The 21,442-nt window shown below is 59.3% G+C and carries 24 protein-coding genes; 6 read left to right on the top strand and 18 right to left on the bottom strand.

The genetic code is table 11. The features are described from left to right. Positions 1–14: 14 nt before the first annotated feature. The 4 genes from ACP3TA_RS22920 to yfbV form a co-directional block, all read right to left on the bottom strand. Entirely contained in the window at positions 15–1,847 is a 1,833-nt protein-coding gene (locus ACP3TA_RS22920; protein ID WP_232093696.1) for an SLC13 family permease, read from the bottom strand. 97 nt (positions 1,848–1,944) lie between these two features. After that, positions 1,945–2,601 carry a sugar phosphatase gene (locus ACP3TA_RS22925; RefSeq protein ID WP_033643863.1) on the bottom strand — a complete coding sequence of 219 codons (657 nt, stop codon included), beginning with the start codon at positions 2,599–2,601 and terminating at the stop codon, positions 1,945–1,947. 17 nt (positions 2,602–2,618) lie between these two features. After that, entirely contained in the window at positions 2,619–3,113 is a 495-nt protein-coding gene (locus ACP3TA_RS22930) for a YfbU family protein (protein WP_033643864.1), read from the bottom strand. A gap of 142 nt (positions 3,114–3,255) precedes the next feature. Beyond that, the gene (gene yfbV / locus ACP3TA_RS22935) at positions 3,256–3,711 is read right to left on the bottom strand and encodes a terminus macrodomain insulation protein YfbV (protein ID WP_004936061.1); all 456 of its coding nucleotides are present in this window, start codon (positions 3,709–3,711) and stop codon (positions 3,256–3,258) included. Between the two features lie 358 nt (positions 3,712–4,069). Between yfbV and ackA the strand changes: the two genes are divergently transcribed. Together ackA and pta are read left to right on the top strand one after the other, a co-directional pair. Further along, positions 4,070–5,272, top strand: coding sequence for an acetate kinase (gene ackA, locus ACP3TA_RS22940; RefSeq protein WP_004936063.1), 1,203 nt, complete (start codon positions 4,070–4,072; stop codon positions 5,270–5,272). 74 nt (positions 5,273–5,346) lie between these two features. Continuing rightward, positions 5,347–7,506, top strand: coding sequence for a phosphate acetyltransferase (pta, locus tag ACP3TA_RS22945; protein WP_123895526.1), 2,160 nt, complete (start codon positions 5,347–5,349; stop codon positions 7,504–7,506). A 111-nt stretch (positions 7,507–7,617) separates the two neighbouring features. Here pta and ACP3TA_RS22950 read toward each other — a convergent pair whose 3' ends face one another. The 8 genes from ACP3TA_RS22950 to ACP3TA_RS22985 all read right to left on the bottom strand — a co-directional run bounded on the left by ACP3TA_RS22950 (position 7,618) and on the right by ACP3TA_RS22985 (position 13,303). Further along, positions 7,618–8,064 (bottom strand): hypothetical protein, encoded by a 447-nt coding sequence (locus ACP3TA_RS22950; protein ID WP_046687549.1) that lies wholly within the window; start codon positions 8,062–8,064, stop codon positions 7,618–7,620. Continuing rightward, positions 8,042–8,434, bottom strand: coding sequence for a polymorphic toxin type 44 domain-containing protein (locus ACP3TA_RS22955; RefSeq protein ID WP_071997811.1), 393 nt, complete (start codon positions 8,432–8,434; stop codon positions 8,042–8,044). The genes ACP3TA_RS22950 and ACP3TA_RS22955 overlap by 23 nt, the downstream gene beginning before the upstream one ends. A 132-nt stretch (positions 8,435–8,566) precedes the next feature. Continuing rightward, entirely contained in the window at positions 8,567–9,043 is a 477-nt protein-coding gene (locus ACP3TA_RS22960) for a putative T6SS immunity periplasmic lipoprotein (RefSeq protein WP_227711482.1), read from the bottom strand. A 222-nt stretch (positions 9,044–9,265) separates the two neighbouring features. Continuing rightward, complete coding sequence (locus tag ACP3TA_RS22965; protein WP_042785104.1) at positions 9,266–10,225, bottom strand: transketolase family protein; 960 nt, start codon at positions 10,223–10,225, stop codon at positions 9,266–9,268. Further along, positions 10,218–11,069, bottom strand: coding sequence for a transketolase (locus ACP3TA_RS22970; RefSeq protein ID WP_033643868.1), 852 nt, complete (start codon positions 11,067–11,069; stop codon positions 10,218–10,220). The genes ACP3TA_RS22965 and ACP3TA_RS22970 overlap by 8 nt, the downstream gene beginning before the upstream one ends. 13 nt (positions 11,070–11,082) lie before the next feature. Further along, a complete protein-coding gene (locus tag ACP3TA_RS22975) occupies positions 11,083–12,462 on the bottom strand; it encodes a PTS ascorbate transporter subunit IIC (RefSeq protein ID WP_004936074.1) in 1,380 nt (459 codons plus the stop codon). 23 nt (positions 12,463–12,485) lie between these two features. Next, complete coding sequence (locus ACP3TA_RS22980) at positions 12,486–12,767, bottom strand: PTS sugar transporter subunit IIB (protein ID WP_025303676.1); 282 nt, start codon at positions 12,765–12,767, stop codon at positions 12,486–12,488. Between the two features lie 92 nt (positions 12,768–12,859). Beyond that, positions 12,860–13,303, bottom strand: coding sequence for a PTS sugar transporter subunit IIA (locus ACP3TA_RS22985; RefSeq protein ID WP_069100271.1), 444 nt, complete (start codon positions 13,301–13,303; stop codon positions 12,860–12,862). A gap of 310 nt (positions 13,304–13,613) precedes the next feature. Between ACP3TA_RS22985 and ACP3TA_RS22990 the strand changes: the two genes are divergently transcribed. Further along, positions 13,614–14,633, top strand: a complete 1,020-nt coding sequence (locus ACP3TA_RS22990; protein WP_102948114.1) for a LacI family DNA-binding transcriptional regulator — start codon at positions 13,614–13,616, stop codon at positions 14,631–14,633. A 53-nt stretch (positions 14,634–14,686) separates the two neighbouring features. On the opposite strand, the gene yfcD is transcribed toward ACP3TA_RS22990, so the two are convergent. After that, positions 14,687–15,232: an NUDIX hydrolase YfcD gene (gene yfcD / locus ACP3TA_RS22995; RefSeq protein ID WP_004936086.1), complete on the bottom strand. Its 546-nt coding sequence runs from the start codon at positions 15,230–15,232 to the stop codon at positions 14,687–14,689. Positions 15,233–15,332: 100 nt separating this feature from the next. Then, complete coding sequence (gene yfcE, locus ACP3TA_RS23000) at positions 15,333–15,884, bottom strand: phosphodiesterase (protein ID WP_033643871.1); 552 nt, start codon at positions 15,882–15,884, stop codon at positions 15,333–15,335. 233 nt (positions 15,885–16,117) lie between these two features. Here yfcE and yfcG point away from each other — a divergent pair, with 233 nt between their 5' ends. The 3 genes from yfcG to ACP3TA_RS23015 all read left to right on the top strand — a co-directional run bounded on the left by yfcG (position 16,118) and on the right by ACP3TA_RS23015 (position 18,159). Next, a complete protein-coding gene (yfcG, locus tag ACP3TA_RS23005) occupies positions 16,118–16,747 on the top strand; it encodes a GSH-dependent disulfide bond oxidoreductase (protein ID WP_016926886.1) in 630 nt (209 codons plus the stop codon). A 109-nt stretch (positions 16,748–16,856) separates the two neighbouring features. Continuing rightward, positions 16,857–17,228 carry a dihydroneopterin triphosphate 2'-epimerase gene (gene folX / locus ACP3TA_RS23010; protein WP_025303682.1) on the top strand — a complete coding sequence of 124 codons (372 nt, stop codon included), beginning with the start codon at positions 16,857–16,859 and terminating at the stop codon, positions 17,226–17,228. Positions 17,229–17,244: 16 nt separating this feature from the next. After that, complete coding sequence (locus ACP3TA_RS23015; RefSeq protein ID WP_033643873.1) at positions 17,245–18,159, top strand: TIGR01777 family oxidoreductase; 915 nt, start codon at positions 17,245–17,247, stop codon at positions 18,157–18,159. A gap of 7 nt (positions 18,160–18,166) precedes the next feature. Here the strand turns inward: ACP3TA_RS23015 and hisP are convergent, their stop codons facing one another. The 4 genes from hisP to hisJ all read right to left on the bottom strand — a co-directional run bounded on the left by hisP (position 18,167) and on the right by hisJ (position 21,214). After that, a complete protein-coding gene (hisP, locus tag ACP3TA_RS23020; RefSeq protein WP_004936098.1) occupies positions 18,167–18,940 on the bottom strand; it encodes a histidine ABC transporter ATP-binding protein HisP in 774 nt (257 codons plus the stop codon). A 21-nt stretch (positions 18,941–18,961) separates the two neighbouring features. Continuing rightward, entirely contained in the window at positions 18,962–19,666 is a 705-nt protein-coding gene (locus tag ACP3TA_RS23025; RefSeq protein ID WP_033643875.1) for an ABC transporter permease, read from the bottom strand. Continuing rightward, a complete protein-coding gene (locus ACP3TA_RS23030; protein ID WP_033635345.1) occupies positions 19,663–20,349 on the bottom strand; it encodes a histidine ABC transporter permease HisQ in 687 nt (228 codons plus the stop codon). Before ACP3TA_RS23030 ends, ACP3TA_RS23025 begins: the two co-directional genes overlap by 4 nt. A gap of 82 nt (positions 20,350–20,431) precedes the next feature. Beyond that, on the bottom strand, positions 20,432–21,214 hold the full coding sequence (hisJ, locus tag ACP3TA_RS23035) for a histidine ABC transporter substrate-binding protein HisJ (RefSeq protein ID WP_033643876.1): 783 nt from the start codon (positions 21,212–21,214) through the stop codon (positions 20,432–20,434). Between the last annotated feature and the right edge of the window lie 228 nt (positions 21,215–21,442).

The following is a 21,442-nucleotide window of genomic DNA, read 5'->3' on the forward strand; positions in this document are numbered from 1 at the left end:
GCCTCGCTGCGCCGTTAAAAACCATAGAGCCACGGCACCACAATCACGCTGACCGCCATCACCAGCAGGGTGAACGGCACGCCGAGACGCACGAAATCGCCGAACTTGTAATTGCCCGGCCCCAGCACCAGCGTGTTGACCGGTGAAGAGACCGGCGTCATAAAGGCGGCGGACGCGGCGATGGCGATAATCATCGCGAACGGGTATGGTGATACCCCCATTTCGCGCGCGGCGGCGATGGCGATCGGCGCCATCAGCACCGCCGTCGCGGTGTTGGAAATAAACAGCCCGATAGTCGCGCACAAGACGAACAGGCACAGCAGCATCACGCGCGGCCCCGCGCCGCCGGCGACATCCATCAGCCCGCTGACGATCAGACTGACCCCGCCGGTCTTTTGCAGCGCCTGCGCGAACGGCATCATGCCGACGATCAAAATGATGCTCGGCCAATGGATCGATTTATAAGCGCTCTCCATGTCGATACAGCGGAATTTGCCCATCAGCAAACAGGCGATCAGCGCCGCGATCGGGTTGGGGATTTCGTCGGTCAGCATCATCGCCACCATCAACGCCAGGCAAAACAGCGCGTGCGGCGCCTGTGTGATGGCCGGCGCCACTTCGTCCACTTCGGCCGGCAAGTTGAGCACGATAAAGTCATGGGTTTTGGCCTGCAGTTGACGGATCGCCTTCCAGTCGCCGATCACCAGCAAAATGTCGCCCAGCTCCAGCGGCTCGTCCACCAGTTTGCCGCCGAGCGTCTCGCCGTGGCGGCGGATGCCCACCACGTTCAGATCGTAGCGGCTGCGGAACGCCGCTTCGCGCAGGCTTTTGCCCAGCAGCGCCGAGTCAGGGATCAGCGAGACCTCCGCCATGCCGACGTTGCGCGACTGTTCCGAGAAGTAATCGCCGCGCAGCACCATCGGCTCCAGCCGCTGTTCGCCGCAGAATTCGCGCAGATCGATCTGGCTGTCCGACATGTCGATCAAGAGGACGTCGCCCTCGCGCAGCTCGGTGCTGCCGGAGGCGCTGACCATCACCCGCCGAAAGCGTTTCCAGCGTTCGATGCCCACCACGTTGGCGCCGTAGCGCGCACGCAGATGCAGTTCATCCAGCGAACGTCCGATCAGCGGCGAAGCGCTGCGGACAGCCAGCCGCCGCGCGCGGCCGGTCAGCTTGTAGTCGCGGATCAAATCGCGGAAGGTGCGGCGCTGCCAGCCGTCGCCGACTTTGCCCGTGTCACCGCTGCCCAGCCAACGCCGGGCGATCAGCATGTAACCGACGCCCAGCGCCAGCACCGCCAGGCCAATGGGCGTCACGCTGAAGAAACCGAAACCATGGATGCCTTCACGCACCAGTTCGCTGTTGACCACCATGTTGGGCGGCGTGGCCACCAGCGTCATCATGCCGCTGATCAGCCCGGCGAAGCTGAGCGGCATCATCAGCCGCCCCGGCGCGATCTTCATTCTGGCCGTCACGCTGAGCACCACCGGGATAAAGATCGCCACCACGCCGGTCGAGCTCATAAATGCCCCCAGCCCGGCGACCGTCACCATCAGCAGCATCAACATTTTGGTTTCGCTGCTGCCGGCCACTTTGACCAGCCAGTCGCCCACCTGATAGGCCACCCCGGTGCGCACCAACCCTTCGCCGATCACGAACAGCGCGGCGATCAGAATCACGTTGGGATCGCTGAACCCGACCGTCGCCTCCTGCAGGCTGAGCGTACCGCTCAGCACGAAGGCGATGATCACCAACAGCGCCACCACGTCCATGCGCAGCTTGTTGGTGGTAAACAGCACGATGGCAATCAGCAGTAAACTCAGCACCCACAGTAATTCGCTGTTCAAAACGGCCTCATCCGGCAAATGTCCAAGGGCTTAAAAAATAGCATAAAAAAACCCCGCAAAGGCGGGGTCTAATCAATTAGGGTGAAGATAATGCCACTCAGGCCAGTAGGCGAACGATCGCGCCCTGCGCCGTTTTATCAACGGCGATCTGCGCCAGCGAATCCAGCCGCAGGTCAACCTGCTCCAGCTTCGGCGCGTCGGCCGGGGCGTTGACCGCAATCACCTGGCAGCCCGCCGCCAGCCCCGAAAGAATGCCGGCCGGCGCGTCTTCAACCACCACGCACTCGTGCGGCGCCAGCCCCAGACGTTCGGCGCCCAGCAGGTAGGCATCGGGCTGAGGCTTGCCGTGTTTAACCTGCTCGGCGGTGATGAACACCGCCGGCTGCGGCAAACCGCCGGCCTGGCGGCGAGCGCCGGCCACCGGCACCGAACCGGAGGTGACGATCGCCCAAGGGATGCCGAGCGCGTTCAGGCGCTCCAACAACGCGATGGCGCCCGGCAGCGCGCGAACGCCTTCGGTATCCTGCGCTTCCACCTGCTCCAGCAGTTGGAACTCGCGCTGAATTTCCGCTTCGCTTTCACCCGGCATAAAGTGGCGCAGAGAAGTAATGGCCTGTTTACCGTGAATGAAGTCCAGCACCGCTTGCGGATCGACGCCGCGGCGCTCGGCCCAGTGCGTCCAGGCGCGCTCTACCGCCGGCAGCGAATCCACCAGGGTGCCATCAAGATCGAACAGAAAACCCTTACACTCCACAGAAAACCTCTTTTTAATCAAGCATTGATGATTTGCGCTATCTCAACGGCGCTCAAGTGATACTGGCGCGGGCAGGCCAGCCAGATCGCCAGCATACGCTGGTATTTTTCCCACATTTTGGTCTGGGCGTTGAAACCGTGGCTGCCGGAATCGAAGTGAGTATAGCGCCCCTCGGTGTTGACCAGGAAACGCACATAGCTCAGGTAGCGCGCCTCGGTGGCGGCGTCGAAGCCGAGAAACGCCAGGCGGCGCTCGTCCAGCCCCTGTTTCTCTTTCAGATTGCCCCAGGAAACCTGCAGCGCATGGTGCATCTCCATCACGTTGATGATGGTGCGGCATACCTCTTCGCTCAGTTCACCAAAGTCACGATCCAGCTCGCGCATTTGCAAGCCGAAGCCGCGTTCGACGATGGTTTGCAACCGGCGATAACGATCGCTGTTGTCCGGATCGAGTAGCGTCATCATCTTGTACTGATTCGACAGGATCAGGCGCTGGGCATGGGTCATTTCCATCAGGATTTCCTCATTTCTGTATGATGGCGGGAGCATCGCACAGCGCAAGAACGCAGGAAATCACAACTCGACCGTTCTTTGATTTAAACCGGGGTTATTGGCGCTTTGACGAGAAAGGCCGCATCAGCGCGGCCTTTTTCATTTACAGATCGTCAAGGAAGGTTTTATCCAACTGCTTGAAGGCGCGCTTAAGCAGATCGGCCAACGTCTGATAGGTGGGCGTGCCCTCGAGCGGCGCCACCGCCTGCCCGGCTTCCGTCAGCTTGTTGCGCACCTCATGGAACCATTGCAGCAGCGTCGGCGGCAGCGGCGTAACAGAACGGCGCCCCAGCCACCACAAGCCCTGCATCGGCAGGCTGCAGGCGAACAGCGCGGTGGCGATCGCCGGGCCGAGCTGGCCGCCCAGCGCGATCTGCCAGGTCAGCGTGAAAATCGCCAACGGCGGCATGAAACGGATAGCGAAACGGGTGGCACGCGCAACGCGGTTCTCCGGAAAGACCGGTGCCAGACGTTTGTCTGACGGCCAGGTTTTCATATAATGCTGCCCGCGCTGGAAGACCTGAAACCAGCTTACGGAACCGGACGGTTTGCTCGTCATTGCGTACCTCAACGTCACGTAAAGAAACTAAAAGCGTGCTGCCAGAGCCCATACTAAAAAATTTGAAGCTTTAAATTTATTTTGTGTTTGCACCGGGCTATCGGTATCCTAAGCCGGCCTTGTGGCCGGTAGAAGATGACGTAAATTTTGTCAACTTTTAGCCCTATAAAAATCAAGATTATTTAAACCGCAGAGAAATCATCGGTTTTTCCATCATCCTGTGATTTGTGCACTTCACATGATGTTAATCATAAATGTCATCGGCACTATGCGCTACGCTTGTTGTCTGATTGACGATTAATTCACCACGTGTGTTCGATTTTCTTTTAACAACACGACTATTTAAGTAGGTACTTCCATGTCGAGTAAGCTAGTACTGGTTCTTAACTGCGGCAGTTCTTCTCTGAAATTCGCCATCATCGATGCCGTTAACGGCGACGAATTCCTCTCCGGTTTGGCCGAGTGTTTCCACCTGCCTGAAGCTCGCATCAAGTGGAAAATGGACGGCGCCAAACACGAAGCTGCCCTGGGGGCCGGCGCTGCACACAGCGAAGCGCTGAACTTCATTGTTAATACTATTCTGGCACAAAAACCAGAGCTTTCTGCGCAGCTGACCGCTATCGGCCACCGCATCGTGCACGGCGGCGAGAAGTTTACCGCTTCCGCCGTGATCAACGACGAAGTTCTGCAGGGTATCAAAGATTCCGTGCCGTTTGCACCACTGCACAACCCGGCTCACCTGATCGGCATCGCGGAAGCGCTGAAATCCTTCCCTCACTTGGCTGACAAGAACGTTGCCGTGTTCGACACCGCGTTCCACCAGACCATGCCGGAAGAATCTTACCTGTACGCCCTGCCGTACAGCCTGTACCGCGACCACGGCGTTCGCCGCTACGGCGCACACGGCACCAGCCACTTCTACGTGACTCAAGAAGCCGCGAAGATGCTGAACAAGCCGGTAGAAGAAGTGAACGTGATCACTTGCCACCTGGGCAACGGCGGCTCCGTCACCGCAGTGCGCAACGGCCAGTGCGTTGACACCTCCATGGGTCTGACCCCGCTGGAAGGCCTGGTAATGGGCACCCGCAGCGGTGACATCGATCCGGCTATCATCTTCCACCTGCACGATTCTCTGGGCATGAGCGTTGATCAGATCAACAAGATGCTGACCAAAGAATCCGGCCTGCTGGGCCTGACCGAAGTCACCAGCGACTGCCGTTACGTTGAAGACAACTACGACAGCAAAGCCGACGCCAAACGTGCCATGGACGTGTTCTGCCACCGTCTGGCCAAATACGTCGGTGCCTACAGCGCGCTGATGGAAGGCCGTCTGGACGCGGTGATCTTCACCGGCGGCATCGGCGAGAACGCCGGCATGGTGCGTGAGCTGACCCTGAACAAACTGGGCCTGCTGGGCTTCGAAATCGACCACGACCGCAACATGGCCGCTCGCTTCGGCAAATCCGGCGCCATCACCAAAGACGGCAGCCGCCTGGCGCTGGTGATCCCGACCAACGAAGAGTTGGTCATCGCGCAGGACGCATCCCGCCTGACCGCGTAATGCTCTCAAAACACCGTCAGCCCAGGCTGACGGTGTTGTTTTAGCCTCATGTTAATCGTGAAGAGGACTATTCTGTGTCACGTACTATTATGTTGATCCCCACCGGCACCAGCGTCGGCCTGACCAGCGTCAGCCTGGGTGTCATCCGCTCCATGGAGCAAAAAGGCGTTCGTCTGAGCGTGTTCAAACCTATCGCTCAACCGCGCACCGGCGACAACGCACTCGACCAGACCACCACCATCATCCGCAGCAACTCCACCATTCCGGCGGCCGAACCGCTGCGCATGGACTACGTTGAGGGCCTGCTGAGCTCCAACCAGCAAGACGTGCTGATGGAAGAGATCGTGGCGCGTTACCACGAGAACACCAAAGACGCGGAAGTGGTGCTGATCGAAGGCCTGGTGCCGACCCGCAAGCATCAGTTCGCCAACGCGCTGAACTACGAGATCGCCAAAACCCTGAACGCCGAGATCGTCTTCGTGCTGGCGCTGGGCAACGACTCCCCGGCGCAGCTGAAAGAGCGCATCGAACTGGCGCGCACCAGCTTCGGCGGCAGCAAGAACAAAAACATCACCGGCGTTATCATCAACAAGCTGAACGCGCCGGTCGACGATCAGGGCCGCACCCGTCCTGACCTGTCCGAAATCTTCGACGACTCCACCAAGGCCAGCATCGCCCACGTCGATCCTGCACAGCTGTTCGCCAACAGCCCGCTGCCGGTTCTGGGCTGCGTGCCGTGGAGTTTCGATCTGATCGCCACCCGCGCCATCGACATGGCTCGCCACCTGAAGGCCCGCGTGGTCAACGAAGGCGACATCATGACCCGCCGCGTGAAGTCCGTGACTTTCTGTGCGCGCAGCATCCCGCACATGCTGGAACACTTCCGCCCTGGCTCCCTGCTGGTGACCTCCGCAGACCGCCCTGACGTGCTGGTCTCCGCCTGCCTGGCGGCGATGAACGGCGTGGAAATCGGTGCCATCCTGCTGACCGGCGGCTACGCCATCGACGAGCCGATCAAGAAGCTGTGCGAACGCGCCTTCCAGACCGGCCTGCCGGTGTTCATGGTCGACACCAACACCTGGCAGACCTCGCTGAGCCTGCAGAGCTTCAACCTCGAAGTGCCGGCGGACGACCACCAGCGCATCGAGAAAGTGCAGAACTACGTGGCCAGCCACATCAACACCGAGTGGATCGACTCGCTGACCGCCACCTCCGAACGTTCACGCCGTCTGTCTCCACCGGCGTTCCGTTACGAGCTGACCGAGCTGGCGCGTAAAGCCGGCAAACGCATCGTGCTGCCGGAAGGCGACGAGCCGCGCACCGTGAAAGCGGCAGCCATCTGCGCCGAACGCGGCATCGCGGAATGCGTGTTGCTCGGCAACCCGGACGAGATCCAGCGCGTCGCGGCAGCGCAAGGCGTTGAGCTGGGCAAAGGCATCGAAATCGTCGATCCGGTCGCCGTACGTGAAAACTACGTGCCGCGTCTGGTTGAGCTGCGCAAGAGCAAAGGCATGACCGAAGTGGTCGCGCGCGAGCAGCTGGAAGACAACGTGGTGCTCGGCACCCTGATGCTGGAACAAGGCGAAGTCGACGGTCTGGTCTCCGGCGCGGTTCACACCACCGCCAACACCATCCGTCCGCCGTTGCAGCTGATCAAAACCGCGCCGGGCAGCTCGCTGGTGTCCTCCGTGTTCTTCATGCTGCTGCCTGACCAGGTACTGGTCTACGGCGACTGCGCGATCAACCCGGATCCGACCGCCGAGCAGCTGTCTGAGATCGCCATCCAGTCTGCGGATTCCGCCGCGGCCTTCGGCATCGAGCCGCGCGTAGCGATGATCTCCTACTCCACCGGCAACTCCGGTGCGGGCAGCGACGTCGAGAAAGTGCGCGAAGCGACCCGTCTGGCGCAGGAAAAACGCCCGGACCTGATCATCGACGGCCCGCTGCAGTACGACGCCGCCATCATGGCCGACGTTGCCAAGTCCAAGGCGCCGAACTCACCGGTAGCCGGCCAGGCGACCGTGTTCATCTTCCCGGATCTGAACACCGGCAACACCACCTACAAAGCGGTACAGCGTTCCGCTGACCTGGTCTCCATCGGGCCGATGCTGCAAGGCATGCGCAAGCCGGTGAACGACCTGTCGCGCGGCGCACTGGTTGACGATATCGTCTACACCGTCGCGCTGACGGCGATCCAGTCTTCCCAGGCTGACGCTGCCGCCGCCAAGGCGTAATAAACCGTTAAAAAAAGCCAGTCAGGTAATCCTGACTGGCTTTTTTATGCCTGATATTCTTGGTGATGATGCTGTTTTAGACAATACCCGCCAAATCCGCAGCACCCACCATCATCGCCAGGCGCTGACGCCCCGTGCAGAAAAATCAATGGTAGGCATGATGGGGATTTGGCTGTTCGTGGCATAGAAAAATGCCGAATTCGTAAAGGAATACACCTTCCCGGAAAAATTGATGGTGACGCGGTTGCCCTCGCCGCGGATAGTTGCATCAGCCCGATCCGCCGTCAAAATTGGCGCGCTTTGACTCAGCACGTTGATAGGGTCGCCATCCAGGCTTCCGTTCAAATAGTAACGATACACATCCGTGTCGGTGGCCCCCGCATTCTGGTACTCGGTGACATAGAGCCAAATCTCGTCGGTCAACTGCTTTTTGCTGTAGAGCTTATCGTCATAAGTATCGCGGGTGGCATACCAATACCCCGCAAAGCCAACGACAATAACCAACAAAACCGTCGTCAATAGCCGATGAGCCCATTTAGTAACCATGCCGAGTTGCATAATCAATTCCTTGTTTGATCCAATATTGATCCCGAGGGTCATCACCATACGGCGGGCGTTGATACCAATGACTCCATTCTAACCGCGATGTTCCTGCACGTGACTGAGCAAATCCAGCGCCCATCAACAAAATATCTGCGGGAATTCCAGCCGCGGTACCGGTTGCACCATAATTGAAATTACCAAAGTTAGCCAAGGCGCGATTTTGCTGTTTGTAATCCCAGGGGCCCCGATTTTTTACCTGATGGTAGAACCAATAGTAAGTACCAGGCAACGCCATGTTGCGCGGTTGCCCCTGCCTGCGCGCCTCGCGCAAGTTTCTGGCAAGAACAGTAAAACCGCCTGGCGGCAGTAATGGAACCACGGCCATAATCTCCTCCTTGAGGGCCGAATGTAATTTATGGTGCAGAAACCCAACGGCACTCTCTCAAGCGTTATGCCTATCACTTCGCTTCACACACATTGCCGTTCTTGTCATTTCATTCATCCCTCTTTGGCTTTATTACTCCGCGCTGGTAATAACCTGCGAAATCTGGCCGTCACTGATTTTCAGCGAGAAACTGCGCTGCCAGAAACGTTTGGAATCCGCATCCTGAGGATCCACGGTACTGATTGCTACGGTGTATGGCATATTGCTCTCAAATGCTTTGAACGAGTATGGGATACACTGGCCGGGCGTGATCGTCTCAGCGGGTTTTGGCGGTAGAATGGCCCTGCGCCAGAGTTCATGCGTTTGGCTACCCAACCGTTGTTCAATAGCGATACTGACCAGACTGACCCTGCCACTCTGTGTTTGGTAGGTCTGCGGCAAAGAGAAACAGAGATCATTTCCCCGTAGCGTAATATCCGCAGTGTAAAAACGTTGCTTTTCAAGCATACAACCACTGAGCAACATCATCATGATGAGGGTATAGAGAGAGCGGGATAGCGTGATCTCGCCTAGCGTCAGCCTTCTGAATGAGCCTCTTGCTGTTATCACTATTCACTCCATGAATATAACTCATTGTATTTATTGATCTATTTTTATTATCTCTTTTTACCCAAGCATTGGCCACCTATATTCACCGAAAACAAAAAGCCCCCTAAGGGGCTTATCAGTTAATAATACGTGAGTCATGACTCAAATTCCGGGTCGGAAGGTATATGCTTTCTCCAGAGCACTGAGCCTCATTCGTTACAGCAGTTGTTATTGACTCAAAAACTACTTTTGCAGCAACTGCCCGGCAGCCTCCAGAATGTGCTCGGCGGTCAGGCCGTACTCCTGCTGTAAAAACGCCTGGGTGCCCACCTGGCCGTAACGCTCCTTCACCCCCACGCGCCGCATCGGCGTCGGGCATTCCTCCGCCAATACCTCCGCCACCGCCGACCCCAGCCCGTTATGAATGCTGTGGTTTTCACAGGTGACGATGCGTCCGGTCTTGGCCGCGTAGGTTTTGATCAGTTCACGGTCAATAGGCTTGAGGGTGAACATATCGATCACCGCCGCGCTGACGCCCTGCCGCGCCAGCATCTCCGCCGCCTTCAGCGCCTCCGCCACCATGATGCCGTTGGCGATCAACGTGATATCGTCGCCGTCGCGCAGCAGGTTGCCCTTGCCGATGGTAAAGCGCGAGCCGTCCTGGTAGATGCGCGTCGCCTGCTTGCGGATGGTGCGCACCCAGTAGAAGCCGCGCAGATCCATCAGCTGGCGCAGAATGTCGGCGAACATGGTGGCGTCAGTCACTTCCAGCACCACCGAGTGCGCCAGCCCGCGCACGATGCCCATATCCTCGAACGACATGTGGGTGCCGCCGTTGTGGCAGGCGCTCACCCCGGCGTCGGAAGCGATCACCTTGACGTTGTTGCGCTGATAATCCAGCGACATGAACAGCTGATCGAAACAGCGGCGGCTGGCGAAGGCGGTAAAGGTGTGCACGAACGGCACCCGGCCGGTCAGCGACAGCCCGGCGGCGACGCCGATCACGTTAGCCTCCATGATGCCGCAGTTAATCACGTGCTGCGGGTGATCCTTATGCACGCCGTCCATCGCCATGGAGCTCATCAGATCCGCCTCCAGCGCGATGATCGGCGCGCCCGCTTCAATCTGCCGCCGCACCGCGCCGGCATAGACTTTGCGCATTTCGACGGCGTCGTTTTCCAACTGCGTCACTACGTTAAACATGGGCGGCCTCCAGTTCGGCGATGGCTTTTTCAATCTCCTGCTGCACGTCCGGCGTCAGGCGCAGGTGGTGTGAGTTCGACAGGTTTTCCAAATAGGTCACCCCCTGTCCCTTGATGCTGTCGAGCACGATCGCCAGCGGCCGCTGTTCTCCGCCGCGCGCCGGCCTCACCGCCGCCAGCAGCGCCGCAATGTCGTCGCCCTTGATGGTCTGCACCTCAAAGCCGAAAGCGCGGAACTTGGCGGCCAGATCGAACGGTTGGATCACCTCGTCCAGCGCGCCGTCCAGCTGCTGTTTGTTGTAATCGATAAACAGCGTCAGGTTGTTCAGATTGTGGTGGGCGATAAACTGGAACGCCTCCCAGCACTGCCCTTCGTTCAGTTCACCGTCGCCGAGGATGCTGAACACCCGATTGCGGCGTCCCGCCAGCCGATGGGACAGCGCCATGCCGGCGGCGATCGACACGCCCTGCCCCAGCGAGCCGGTAGTGGCGTCCACGCCGCGCGTGCGCAGCCGGTCCGGATGGCTCGGCAGGCGCGTGCCGTTCTGATTGAGGGTTTGCAACTCCGCCAGCGGGAAGTAGCCCTTGATCGCCAGCGTGCTGTACAGCGCCGGGCCGGCGTGCCCCTTCGACAGCACGAAGTCATCGCGCTCCGGCCAGTCCGGATCCGCCGGATCGATGCGCATCACGCCGCCGTACAATACCGCCAGCGTCTCGACCACCGACATGCAGCCGCCGTAGTGGCCGAACCCCAGCCCGGTCAACGCCTTCAATGTTTCCAGGCGGATGGCGCGCGCCAGGGCGCGCAGCTCTTCAATTTCCGTTTCGCTCGTTGTGTCGTTCATCACTCTGCCCTCATTATTTCTCGACGCGGTCAGCGGCCGGCGCGCCTTTGCGTTTTCCCAGGAAGTTATGCGCCACCAGCAGCGCAAACACGGCGACAATCGCCAGCATGATCATCTCTTTCGACATAAAGCGCGCCATGTTGCCCAGCAGGATGCCGATCGCGCCGAAGTCGGCGTCGGAGAAGGTGGTGTTGGCAAAGCCCAGCGCCCCCAGCACCGGCAGCAGCAGCACCGGCAGGAAGGTGATCAGCAGACCGTTGGCGAAAGCGCCCAGCATCGCGCCGCGCCGCCCGCCGGTGGCGTTGCCGAACACCCCGGCGGTAGCGCCGGTGAAGAAATGCGGCACTACGCCGGGCAGGATCAGCACCATCTTCAGTTGCCCCAGCAGGAACAGCCCGGCCAACCCGCCGAGGAAGCTGAACAGGAAGCCGATCAGCACCGCGTTGGGGGCATAGGGGTAAACCACCGGGCAATCCAGCGCCGGCCGCGCGTTAGGCACCAGTTTTTCCGAGAAGCCGGTGAACGCCGGCACGATCTCCGCCAGAATCAAGCGCACGCCCTGCAGGATAATGAATACCCCGGCGGCGAAGGTGATGGCCTGGATAATCGAATACACCAGGTAGTTCTGGCCGCCGCTGAGCTCGCTTTCCACATAGGCCCGCCCGGCGCAGATCGCCAGGATCAGGTAGATGACGATCATGGTCATCGAGATCGAAATGGAGCTGTCGCGCAGAAAACTGAGGTTTTTCGGCAGGTTCATCTCTTCGGTCGAGCGCGAGTTTTTCCCCACTTTCGAGCCGATCCAACCGGACAGCACATAGCCCAGGGTGCCGAAGTGGCCGAAGGCGATATCGTCGTTGCCGGTGATGCGGCGCATATAGCGCTGGGCGATCGCCGGGAAGAACGCCATCACCAACCCCAGGGTCAGCGCGCCGGTGAACACCAACTGTACGCCCTCGAAGCCCGCCACCGTCAGGATGATGCCGATCATGCAGGCCATGTAGAAGGTGTGGTGGCCGGTGAGGAAGATGTATTTCAATCGGGTAAAACGCGCCACCACGATATTCGCCACCATGCCGAACGCCATGATCAGCGCGGTGGAAGCGCCGTATTTCTCCAGCGCGATGGAGACGATGGCTTCGTTATTCGGAATGATGCCCTGAATATTAAACGCGTGTTCGAACATGCCGCCCAGCGGATTGAGCGATCCGACCAATACCGTGGCGCCGCCGCCCAAAACGATAAAGCCGAGAATGGTTTTTACCGTGCCTTTCACCACGTCGGAAAACGATTTCTTTTGCGCCAGCAAACCGATCAGCGCAATAAGCCCGACCAGTACCGAAGGCACCTTTAATATATCCACCACAAACTTAAGCGTTTCCTGGATAAACATATCCACCTCGCCAATCGTTTTATTCAGATGATTGAGTGGGCTTCGAAGTAAGCGCGCAGCTTGGCTTCCAGCTCATTAATGTCGATGATGTTGCTGATCACCACCAACTGCTCGGCCGGTACGCTGGCGCTGTCGGCGATGTCTTTCGCCATCACGAACACGTCGGCGGCGCCGGGAGTGGCGGACGACAGATCGGAGTGTTCGACCTCGGCCTCCACCCCCATCTTTTTCAGCACCTTTTTAATGTTCATTTCCACCATAAAGCTGCTGCCGAGACCTGAACCGCAAATCGCCATGATTTTCATGATATCCACCTGTTGAATTTAGCGTGTAGGGTAGCGCCGCCGGGAATATTCCCGACGTTATGGGCATTAATAATGTTCCTGGTGATTAAACGTTAATAGCGGGCGATAATATCCTCAATTTGCCGTTTGTCTGTGGCGTGAAATAACGCCTCCATCGCCGTGTTATCGGAAAATAATTCCGCCAACTGCGAAATCATTTCAATGTGACTGTTGCCGTCGGGTGCGGAAAGCATCACCACCACCTGAACCGGATCGTTATCCGCAGAATGAAAATTCACGCCCTGGTGGATCTTCAACAGCGACAGCCCCAGCGCGTTGGCGCCCTGCTCCGGCCGCGCGTGCGGCATCGCGATGCCCGGCGCCAGGACGAAGTAGGGGCCAAGCTGCTCCTGCTGATGAAAGATGGCCGTCAGGTAATTCGGCGTAATCACGCCGCGTTGCAGCAGCGGTTGCGCGCTCAGCGTTACCGCCTGGCGCCAGTCCTCCACCCATTCGCACAGCTGTATATGATCGGCGGTCAGCCATTCTTTCAGCACGTTACCCTCCCAAGCGTTGATGGTTTCGGCCGGTGATTAATTCACCGACGACGGTAAAACTTTAATCAACCCCTCTCGGCTGCACAGTGATTGGCATCACAAAGATAGCGCTACCAAAGCGCTATCATGCAGAACTGTGATAGCGCTATCAAAACGCCATGCCGCGGCGCGGCGTTAACCACAATTTTTTCTCGCTCTTCCGGGTTACGGGGTAGAATGTGCCGCATACTGGGATCGTCGAAGCCGCGCCGTCGGCTTCCCACCATCACAATCTTTATGCGCCGCGCGCGCATTTCAGTCGGGATTAGGCATGTCGATCGGTAAAAAACGCCGCAGCACAGGCAGAGTGACGTTGGCTGACGTAGCGCAGCTGGCGGGCGTCGGCACCATGACGGTGTCGCGCGCGCTGCGCACGCCGGAACAGGTTTCGGACAAACTGCGCGAGAAGATAGACGCGGCGGTAAACGAGCTGGGCTATCTGCCCAACCTGGCCGCCAGCTCGCTGGCCTCGGCCTCGTCCTACACCATCGCCATGGTGGTGCCCAGCCTGTCCGAATCCGGCTGCGCCGAAATGTTCGCCGGCCTGCAGAAAGTGCTGCAGCCCGCCGGCTATCACATCATGCTGGCGGAGTCGCAGCACCACCTGGAACGCGAGGAGAAACTGCTGGAGACGCTGCTCTCTTACAACCTGGCGGCGGCGGTGCTGCTCAGCGTCGAGCATTCGCAAAATGCCCGCAACGCGTTGATCGCCGCCAACATTCCGGTGGTGGAGATCGGCGCCGTACGCGCCGATCCGATCGACATGAGCATCGGCATCGATTACGTGGCGGCCATGTATCAGCTGACGCAAACGGTGATCGCCAGCGGTTACCAGAATATCGGGCTGCTGTGCGCCAATCAGGAGCAGTGGATTTTCCAGCAGCACCTGCAGGGCTGGCACAAGGCGCTGCTGCGCAACCATATGTCGCCGCATCGGGTCATCAACGCCGCGCAGCCCGCCAGCTTCAGCACCGGCGCGCAGCAGCTGCCGGAATTTTTGCTGGCCTGGCCGGAGCTGGACGCGCTGGTGTGCGCGTCGGACGAACTGGCGGGCGGCGTGCTGTATGAATGCCAGCGGCGGCGCATCAAGGTGCCGGATAATCTGGCGGTGGTGGGCTTCGGCAACAGCGAGTTCAGCCGGGTGTGCCAGCCGCCGCTGACCACCATGACCATTCCGCATCGCGACATCGGCATTCAGGCCGGCCAGGCGCTGTTGGCGCGGCTGAACGAGCATCCCTCGCAGCCGCCAGGCTCCCTGCCCGCCACGCTGTGCCGCCGCGACAGCTGCTGAATCCGCCCGTAAAAAAAGCCGGTCGATGACCGGCTTTTCCATGCGCAGGCGGCTCAGTGATTGTCGAGCGGCTTGCCGTAATCCTGTTCATTGTTGCGCGTCAGCCACAGCGACAGCGCCTTCAGCGAATCCGGGGTAAACTCGTCGCAGCGGGCGGTGATCTCTTCCGGCGTCAGCCAGCACACCTCGGCCACTTCTTCTTCCTGCAGCGCGAACGGCCCGTGCGATACGCAGCTGAACAGCGCCCCCCACACCCGGCACTGCTCTTCCTCGAAGTAGAACAGACCGTGCTCGGCGAAAGGCACGCCGGCGATGCCCAGCTCCTCTTCCGCCTCGCGGCGCGCCGAATCCAGCACGTTTTCACCGCTTTGCACTACGCCGCCCGCCGTCGCGTCCAGCCAGCCCGGGTAGAAGTCCTTGATCTCGGTGCGACGCTGCACCAGAATTTTTCCCATCCCATCATGCACCACAATATAGGTAGCACGATGACGCAGCCGCTCCGCCCGCATCTGTTGACGACTGGATTGAGCAATCACCTCGTTTTGCTCGTCGACGATATCAACCCACTCGGTATCTGCAGCCTGACCCTGTTCCGCCATCCTCTAAAACCTTCTATTTTGGCGCGATGCAATCCCGCGCGCTGGTTAATCAATGAGTGTTTTTCAAAGATTTTTATTGTGTGTGTATAAATTAGTGCGTTTAGCGTGTTAACGCCACCTCCGCGACGACCTTGCCGTCGTCGAGCGTCAGCACGCGCAAAGTGCCGCTTTCCAACATGCCGTAGCTGGCGGGAAAGCCCCCTTTCGGGATGCTGACCGAGCCCGGATTGAAGCAATAGATCTCACCCTGCCGCTCCGCCTGCGGCAGATGCGTATGGCCATAGGCCAAGACGTCACCGCAGGATAACGGCGGCAGTGCCGAGGGATGATAAAGGTGACCGTGGGTCAAAAACAATCGTCTTTTTTGCAGTAAAACCTGTTGCCAGGGCGCCTCGATGGGAAACGTCAGCAGCATCTGATCGACCTCGCTGTCGCAATTGCCGCGAACGGCGATGATCTTGTCGCTATAGCGATTCAATCGTTCGGCAACCTGAGCGGGCTGATACCCGGCGGGCAGCGCGTTGCGCGGGCCGTGATTCAGCAAATCACCCAGAAGAATCAACCAGTCGGCGCCGTGTTGTGCGAACAATTCCAGCACGCGTTCGGTAGCCGGCAGCGAACCGTGGATATCCGAGGCGAACATCAGCTTCATAACCTTGTCCTATAGAGGGAAATAAGCGCCATTTTACCGCGCCGGCGCCGTGCGGCAAACCGCCGCCCGCCCCGGTGGAGAATTGTGATCCAACTGCGCAGATAGCATCGGACGAATCCCACATAGCCTGCTATCCTTAGCTGCTATTGTTGGATCTCTGATATACCTTTGTGCGCGGCGAAGACCGCAGCAACGTGTAATGAATTACAGATCACCTTACCGCAGGAGGCAACATGATTGACCTGTATTACGCGCCTACTCCCAATGGTCACAAGATCACCTTGTTTTTGGAAGAGGTCGGCTTACCCTACCGTATCCATCGCGTAAACATCAGCGCCGGCGAGCAGTTCAAGCCGGACTTTCTGAGCATTTCTCCCAACAACAAAATCCCGGCGATCGTCGATCAGCAACCGGTGGACGGCGGCGCGCCGATCAGCCTGTTCGAATCCGGGGAAATCCTGCTGTATCTGGCGGAGAAGACCGGCAAGCTGCTGAGCAAGGGCCTGCGCGAACGCGCCGCTACCCTGCAGTGGCTGTTCTGGCAGGTGGCCGGATTCGGGCCGATGCTCGGGCAGAATCACCACTTTAACCACTACGCGCCGCAGCCGGTGCCTTACGCCATCGAGCGTTACCATCTGGAGACCAAGCGGCTGTACGGCGTGCTGGAAGCTGAACTGCAAAAACACCCGTACCTGGGCGGCGATAACTACAGCATCGCCGATATCGCCACCTACCCGTGGGTCGTGTCGCATCCGCGCCAGCGCATCGATCTGGCGGATTACCCGGCGGTGCGCAACTGGTTCGAGCGCATCAGCAATCGCCCGGCGACCGAGCGCGCCTACAAACTGGCCGAACAAGCCTAAGTGCCCCCCGACTCCCCGTCGGCCGGGGAGTCACATTGTCCCTGCGTTATCATTTCCCTACTTTCCGTGTATTCTGAACGCTAATAATCAGACCTATGGAGAATCTCTGATGTCTTTCAGTCAACCCGACGCCGTTATTCGCATTAAAAATCTGCGGCTGCGCACGTTCATCGGTATCAAGGAAGAGGAAATCAACAACCGACAGGACGTCCTGATCAACGTGGTGATCCACTACCCGGCGGACAAGGCGCGCAACAGCGAAGATATCGCCGATGCGCTCAACTACCGCACCATCACCAAAGCGATCATCCGCCATGTGGAAGATAACCGTTTCGCGTTGCTGGAAAAATTAACGCAGGATGTGCTCGATATCGTAAAAGAACACGCCTGGGTGACCTATGCTGAAGTGGAGATAGATAAACTTCTGGCCCTGCGCTACGCCGACTCGGTTTCCATGACCATGAGCTACCGCCGGGACTAATTCAGGGAGGTCGACCATGCGGATCCTGATCACCGGCGCAACGGGATTGATAGGCAGCAGCCTGACGGCAAGACTGCTGGCGCTTTCTCACCACATTACGGTGCTGACCCGAGACGAACGGCGAGCCCGAGCCCGGCTGGGCGACCGGCCGAGCTATTGGCGAACGCTGGACGACCGGCAATCGCTGGATGAATTCGACGCGGTGATCAACCTGGCCGGCGAACCTATCGCCGACAAGCGCTGGAGCGCGCAGCAGAAAGAGCGGCTGTGCCGCAGCCGCTGGGATCTGACCGAACGCTTGGCGAAGCTGATCAAGGCCGGCAGCACGCCCCCCGGCGTGCTGATTTCCGGTTCTGCCGTCGGCTACTACGGCGATCAGGGGCAGGCGGTGGTGACCGAAGAGGAGCCGCCGCACGACGAATTCACCCACCAGCTGTGTCAACGCTGGGAAGCGCTGGCGCTGCAGGCGCAAAGCGACGCCACCCGCGTCTGCCTGCTGCGCACCGGCGTGGTGCTGGCGCCACAGGGCGGCGCGCTGGCCAAAATGCTGCCGCCGTTCCGCTTCGGGCTCGGCGGCCCGATCGGCGACGGTCGCCAATACCTGCCGTGGATCCACCTCGAAGACATGGTCAACGGCATTATTTATCTGCTGGATCACGCCACCCTGAGCGGCCCGTTCAACATGGTCGCTCCCTACCCGGTGCACAACGAGCAATTCGCCGCCCAATTGGCCAACGTGCTCGATCGCCCGGCGTTTCTGCGGGTGCCGGCGTTCGTCATGCGGCTGTTGATGGGGGAAGCGGCGGTGCTGGTGCTCGGCGGCCAGCGGGCGGTGCCGAAGCGCCTGGAAGAGGCCGGTTTCCACTTCCGTTATCTGGAGCTGGAACAGGCATTGGATGACGTTGTCAATCAGCGGGCCGAAGCCCGCTGATCTGAGGTTACTTCAACGCGCCGGACAGGAACTGCTGCAGGCGCGGGCTTTTGGGATTGCCGAACAGCTCGGCCGGCGGGCCCTGCTCTTCGATCAACCCTTTGTGCAGGAAGATCACGTGGTTCGAAACGTGGCGCGCAAATTCCATTTCGTGCGTCACCACCACCATGGTTTTTCCCTCCTCCGCCAGCTTCTGCATGATGCGCAGCACCTCGCCCACCAACTCGGGATCCAGCGCCGACGTCGGTTCGTCAAACAGCAGCACTTCCGGCTCCATCGCCAATGCGCGGGCAATGGAGACGCGCTGCTGCTGGCCGCCCGACAGGTGCACCGGGTACTTGCCGCGCGCCCGCTCGTCGATGCCCACTTTATCCAGGTAGCGCACCGCGCGCTCGTGCGCGTCGGCCTTGCTCAGCCCCAGCACCTGCACCGGCGCCTCCATCACGTTCTCCAGCACCGTCATATGGCTCCACAGGTTAAAATGCTGGAACACCATGGTCAGGCGGGTGCGCAGCAGCTGCAGCTGCTTCTTGTCGAATACCTTCAGCTGGCCGTCCTTGTCGCGCACCATGCGAATATCTTCGTTGTTCAGGCTGATCGAGCCTTCGCTCGGCTTCTCGAGGAAGTTGATGCAGCGCAGAAAGGTGCTTTTGCCGGAGCCGGAGGAGCCGATGATGCTGATCACATCCCCGGCGTTGGCCGCCAGCGAGACGCCCTTCAGCACCTCGTGATCGCCATAGCGTTTGTGCAGTTCCGTGACGGCTAATTTATTCTCAGACATGGTTTTTCTTCCCGTCATTTATCAGTGACTAACGTGTGCCATCCAGCGTTTTTCAGCTTTGCGGAACAGGCTGATTAACACGTAGGAGATGATCAGGTACAACACCGCCGCAATGCCGAAAGCGTAAAACGGCTGATAGGTCGCGGCATTGATGTCGCGCGCAATCTTCAGCAGGTCCGGCACGGTGGCGGTAAACGCCAGCGCGGTGGAGTGCAGCATCAGGATCACTTCGTTGCTGTAGGCCGGCAGCGCGGTGCGCAGCGCCGAAGGCAAAATGATGCAGCGATACATCTTGAAGCGCGAGAAACCGTAAGCGTTGGCGGCCTCGATTTCACCGTGCGGCACCGAGCGGATCGCCCCGGCGAAGATCTCGGTGGTATATGCGCAGGTGTTGAGCGTCAGCGCCAGGATGGTGCAGTTGAGCCCGCTGCGGAAAAACGCGTTGAGAAACTCGCTGCCGCGCACGATTTCCAGGCTGTACATGCCGGAGTAGAACACCAGCAACTGCACGTACAGCGGCGTGCCGCGAAACACGTAGGTGTAGAGCCACACCGGGAAACGCACCCAGCGAAGGGAAGAGACGCGCGCCACCGCCATCGGGATCGCCAGCAGCCCGCCCATCACCACGGAGGCGATCAGCAGCCACAGCGTGACCGCCACGCCGGTGAAACGGTAGCCGTCGCTCCACAGCAGCGACTGCCAATACTGTTGCAAAATCTCGATCATAGCTCGGCCCTCTTGACGCCCAGTGAGTAACGCCGTTCAAGCCACAACAGCACGCCGTTGGAAACGGTAGTGAAAATCAGGTAAACCACGCCGGCTACGATGGCGAAGAAGAACGGCTGATAGGTGCCTTTCCCCGCCAACTGCGTGGCTTTCACCACGTCGTTCAGGCCAAGGATAGACACCAGCGCCGTTGCCTTCAGGATCACCTGCCAGTTGTTGCCGATGCCCGGCAAGGCGAAGCGCATCATCGCCGGGAACAAAATGCGCCGAAAGATCTGCGCGCCGCTGAAGCCGTAGGCCGTCGCCGCCTCAATCTGCCCTTTCGGCACCGCCAAGTAGGCACCGCGGAAGGTTTCGGTAAAGTACGCGCCGTAAATAAAGCCGAGGGTAATGATGCCGGCGCCGAGCGGGTCGATATCGATCTGCGAGAAACCGAGCAGCGTGGTGATGTTGTTCAAGGCGATTTGCAGGCCATAAAAAATCAGCAGCATCAGCACCAGATCGGGCACGCCGCGGATCAGCGTGGTGTAAGCGCCGAACAGGCCGGAAATAAGGGGGTTGTGGGAGAGTTTGCCGCCGGCGCCGATCAACCCGATCACCACCGCCAACAATACGGAACTGAGGGCCAACTCCAGCGTCACCAGAGCCCCCTCGAAAATCAGTTGGGAATAGCCTTGCAGCATCTACTTCACCCTGTCGTCTAGGATCCGAACCATCGGAGCCGGCGCACCGGCCCCGCAGTCACAGCATGGAACGGTTAGCGGATTAGCCGCCGTAGACGTCGAAGTCGAAGTACTTTTTCGCGTATTTATCGTAGGTGCCGTCTTTGCGCATCTCGGCGAAGGCTTTGTCCAGCGCCGCTTTCAGCTCGGTATCGGTTTTGCGCAGCCCCATGCCGGTGCCGACGCCGAAGAATTTGTCATCCTTCACCGATTCGCCGGCGAACGCATAGTCTTTGCCCGGCGGCTGTTTCAGGAAGCCATCGCTGCCCGCCACTTCATCCTGGAAGGCGGCGTCGATACGCCCGGAGGCCAGATCGGCGTAGACCAGATCCTGGTTCTGATAAGGCACTACGGTGACGCCCTTCGGCTGCCACATGGCGTTGGCGTAGGCTTCCTGGGTCGTGCCCTGCAGCACGCCCACGCTCTTGCCTTTCAACGCATCCACGGTAGGCAACAGCTTAGACCCCTTCGGCGCGATCAGGCGGGCGTTGGCGGCATACAGCTTGTCGGTAAAGGCGATTTCCTGCTGGCGTTTTTCGGTGATGGACAGCGAAGAGATGATAGCGTCGATCTTTTTCGCCTTGAGGGATGGGATCAGCGCGTCAAAGTCGCTCTCCACGAAGGTGCATTGGGTATTTATGCGTTTGCACAGCTCTTTGGCCAAATCGATATCGAAGCCGACCAGCTCGCCTTTGGCGTTTTTGGATTCAAACGGCGCATAAGTCGGATCGGTGCCAATCTTCAATGTCGATGGGATAGCGGCGAATGCGCTGTTTGCGGCCGCCAAAGCCAAGACTAAAGGAAGAACCTTAACCAGCTTTTTCATAAATTACCCTCAAATTGATTTTTTTGATGCCACTACGGGCATTACTTTTCCCCACCAAATCAATTTGCAGTAATCGTGCCACATTAGGTGCTACGGGCGGAGGGAACGGCTCCGGCCTTCACAATACTGTTTCCTGGGACGATAACCGCAAAATTAAATCGGCCGCTCGGGGCCGCGCCACTGGCAGCCGCGACAGGACGGCGCCATGAAACAGTGAACGTGATGAAG

The organism is Serratia sp. 2C06, assembly GCF_050037615.1.
Classification (GTDB): Bacteria; Pseudomonadota; Gammaproteobacteria; order Enterobacterales; family Enterobacteriaceae; genus Serratia; species Serratia ureilytica.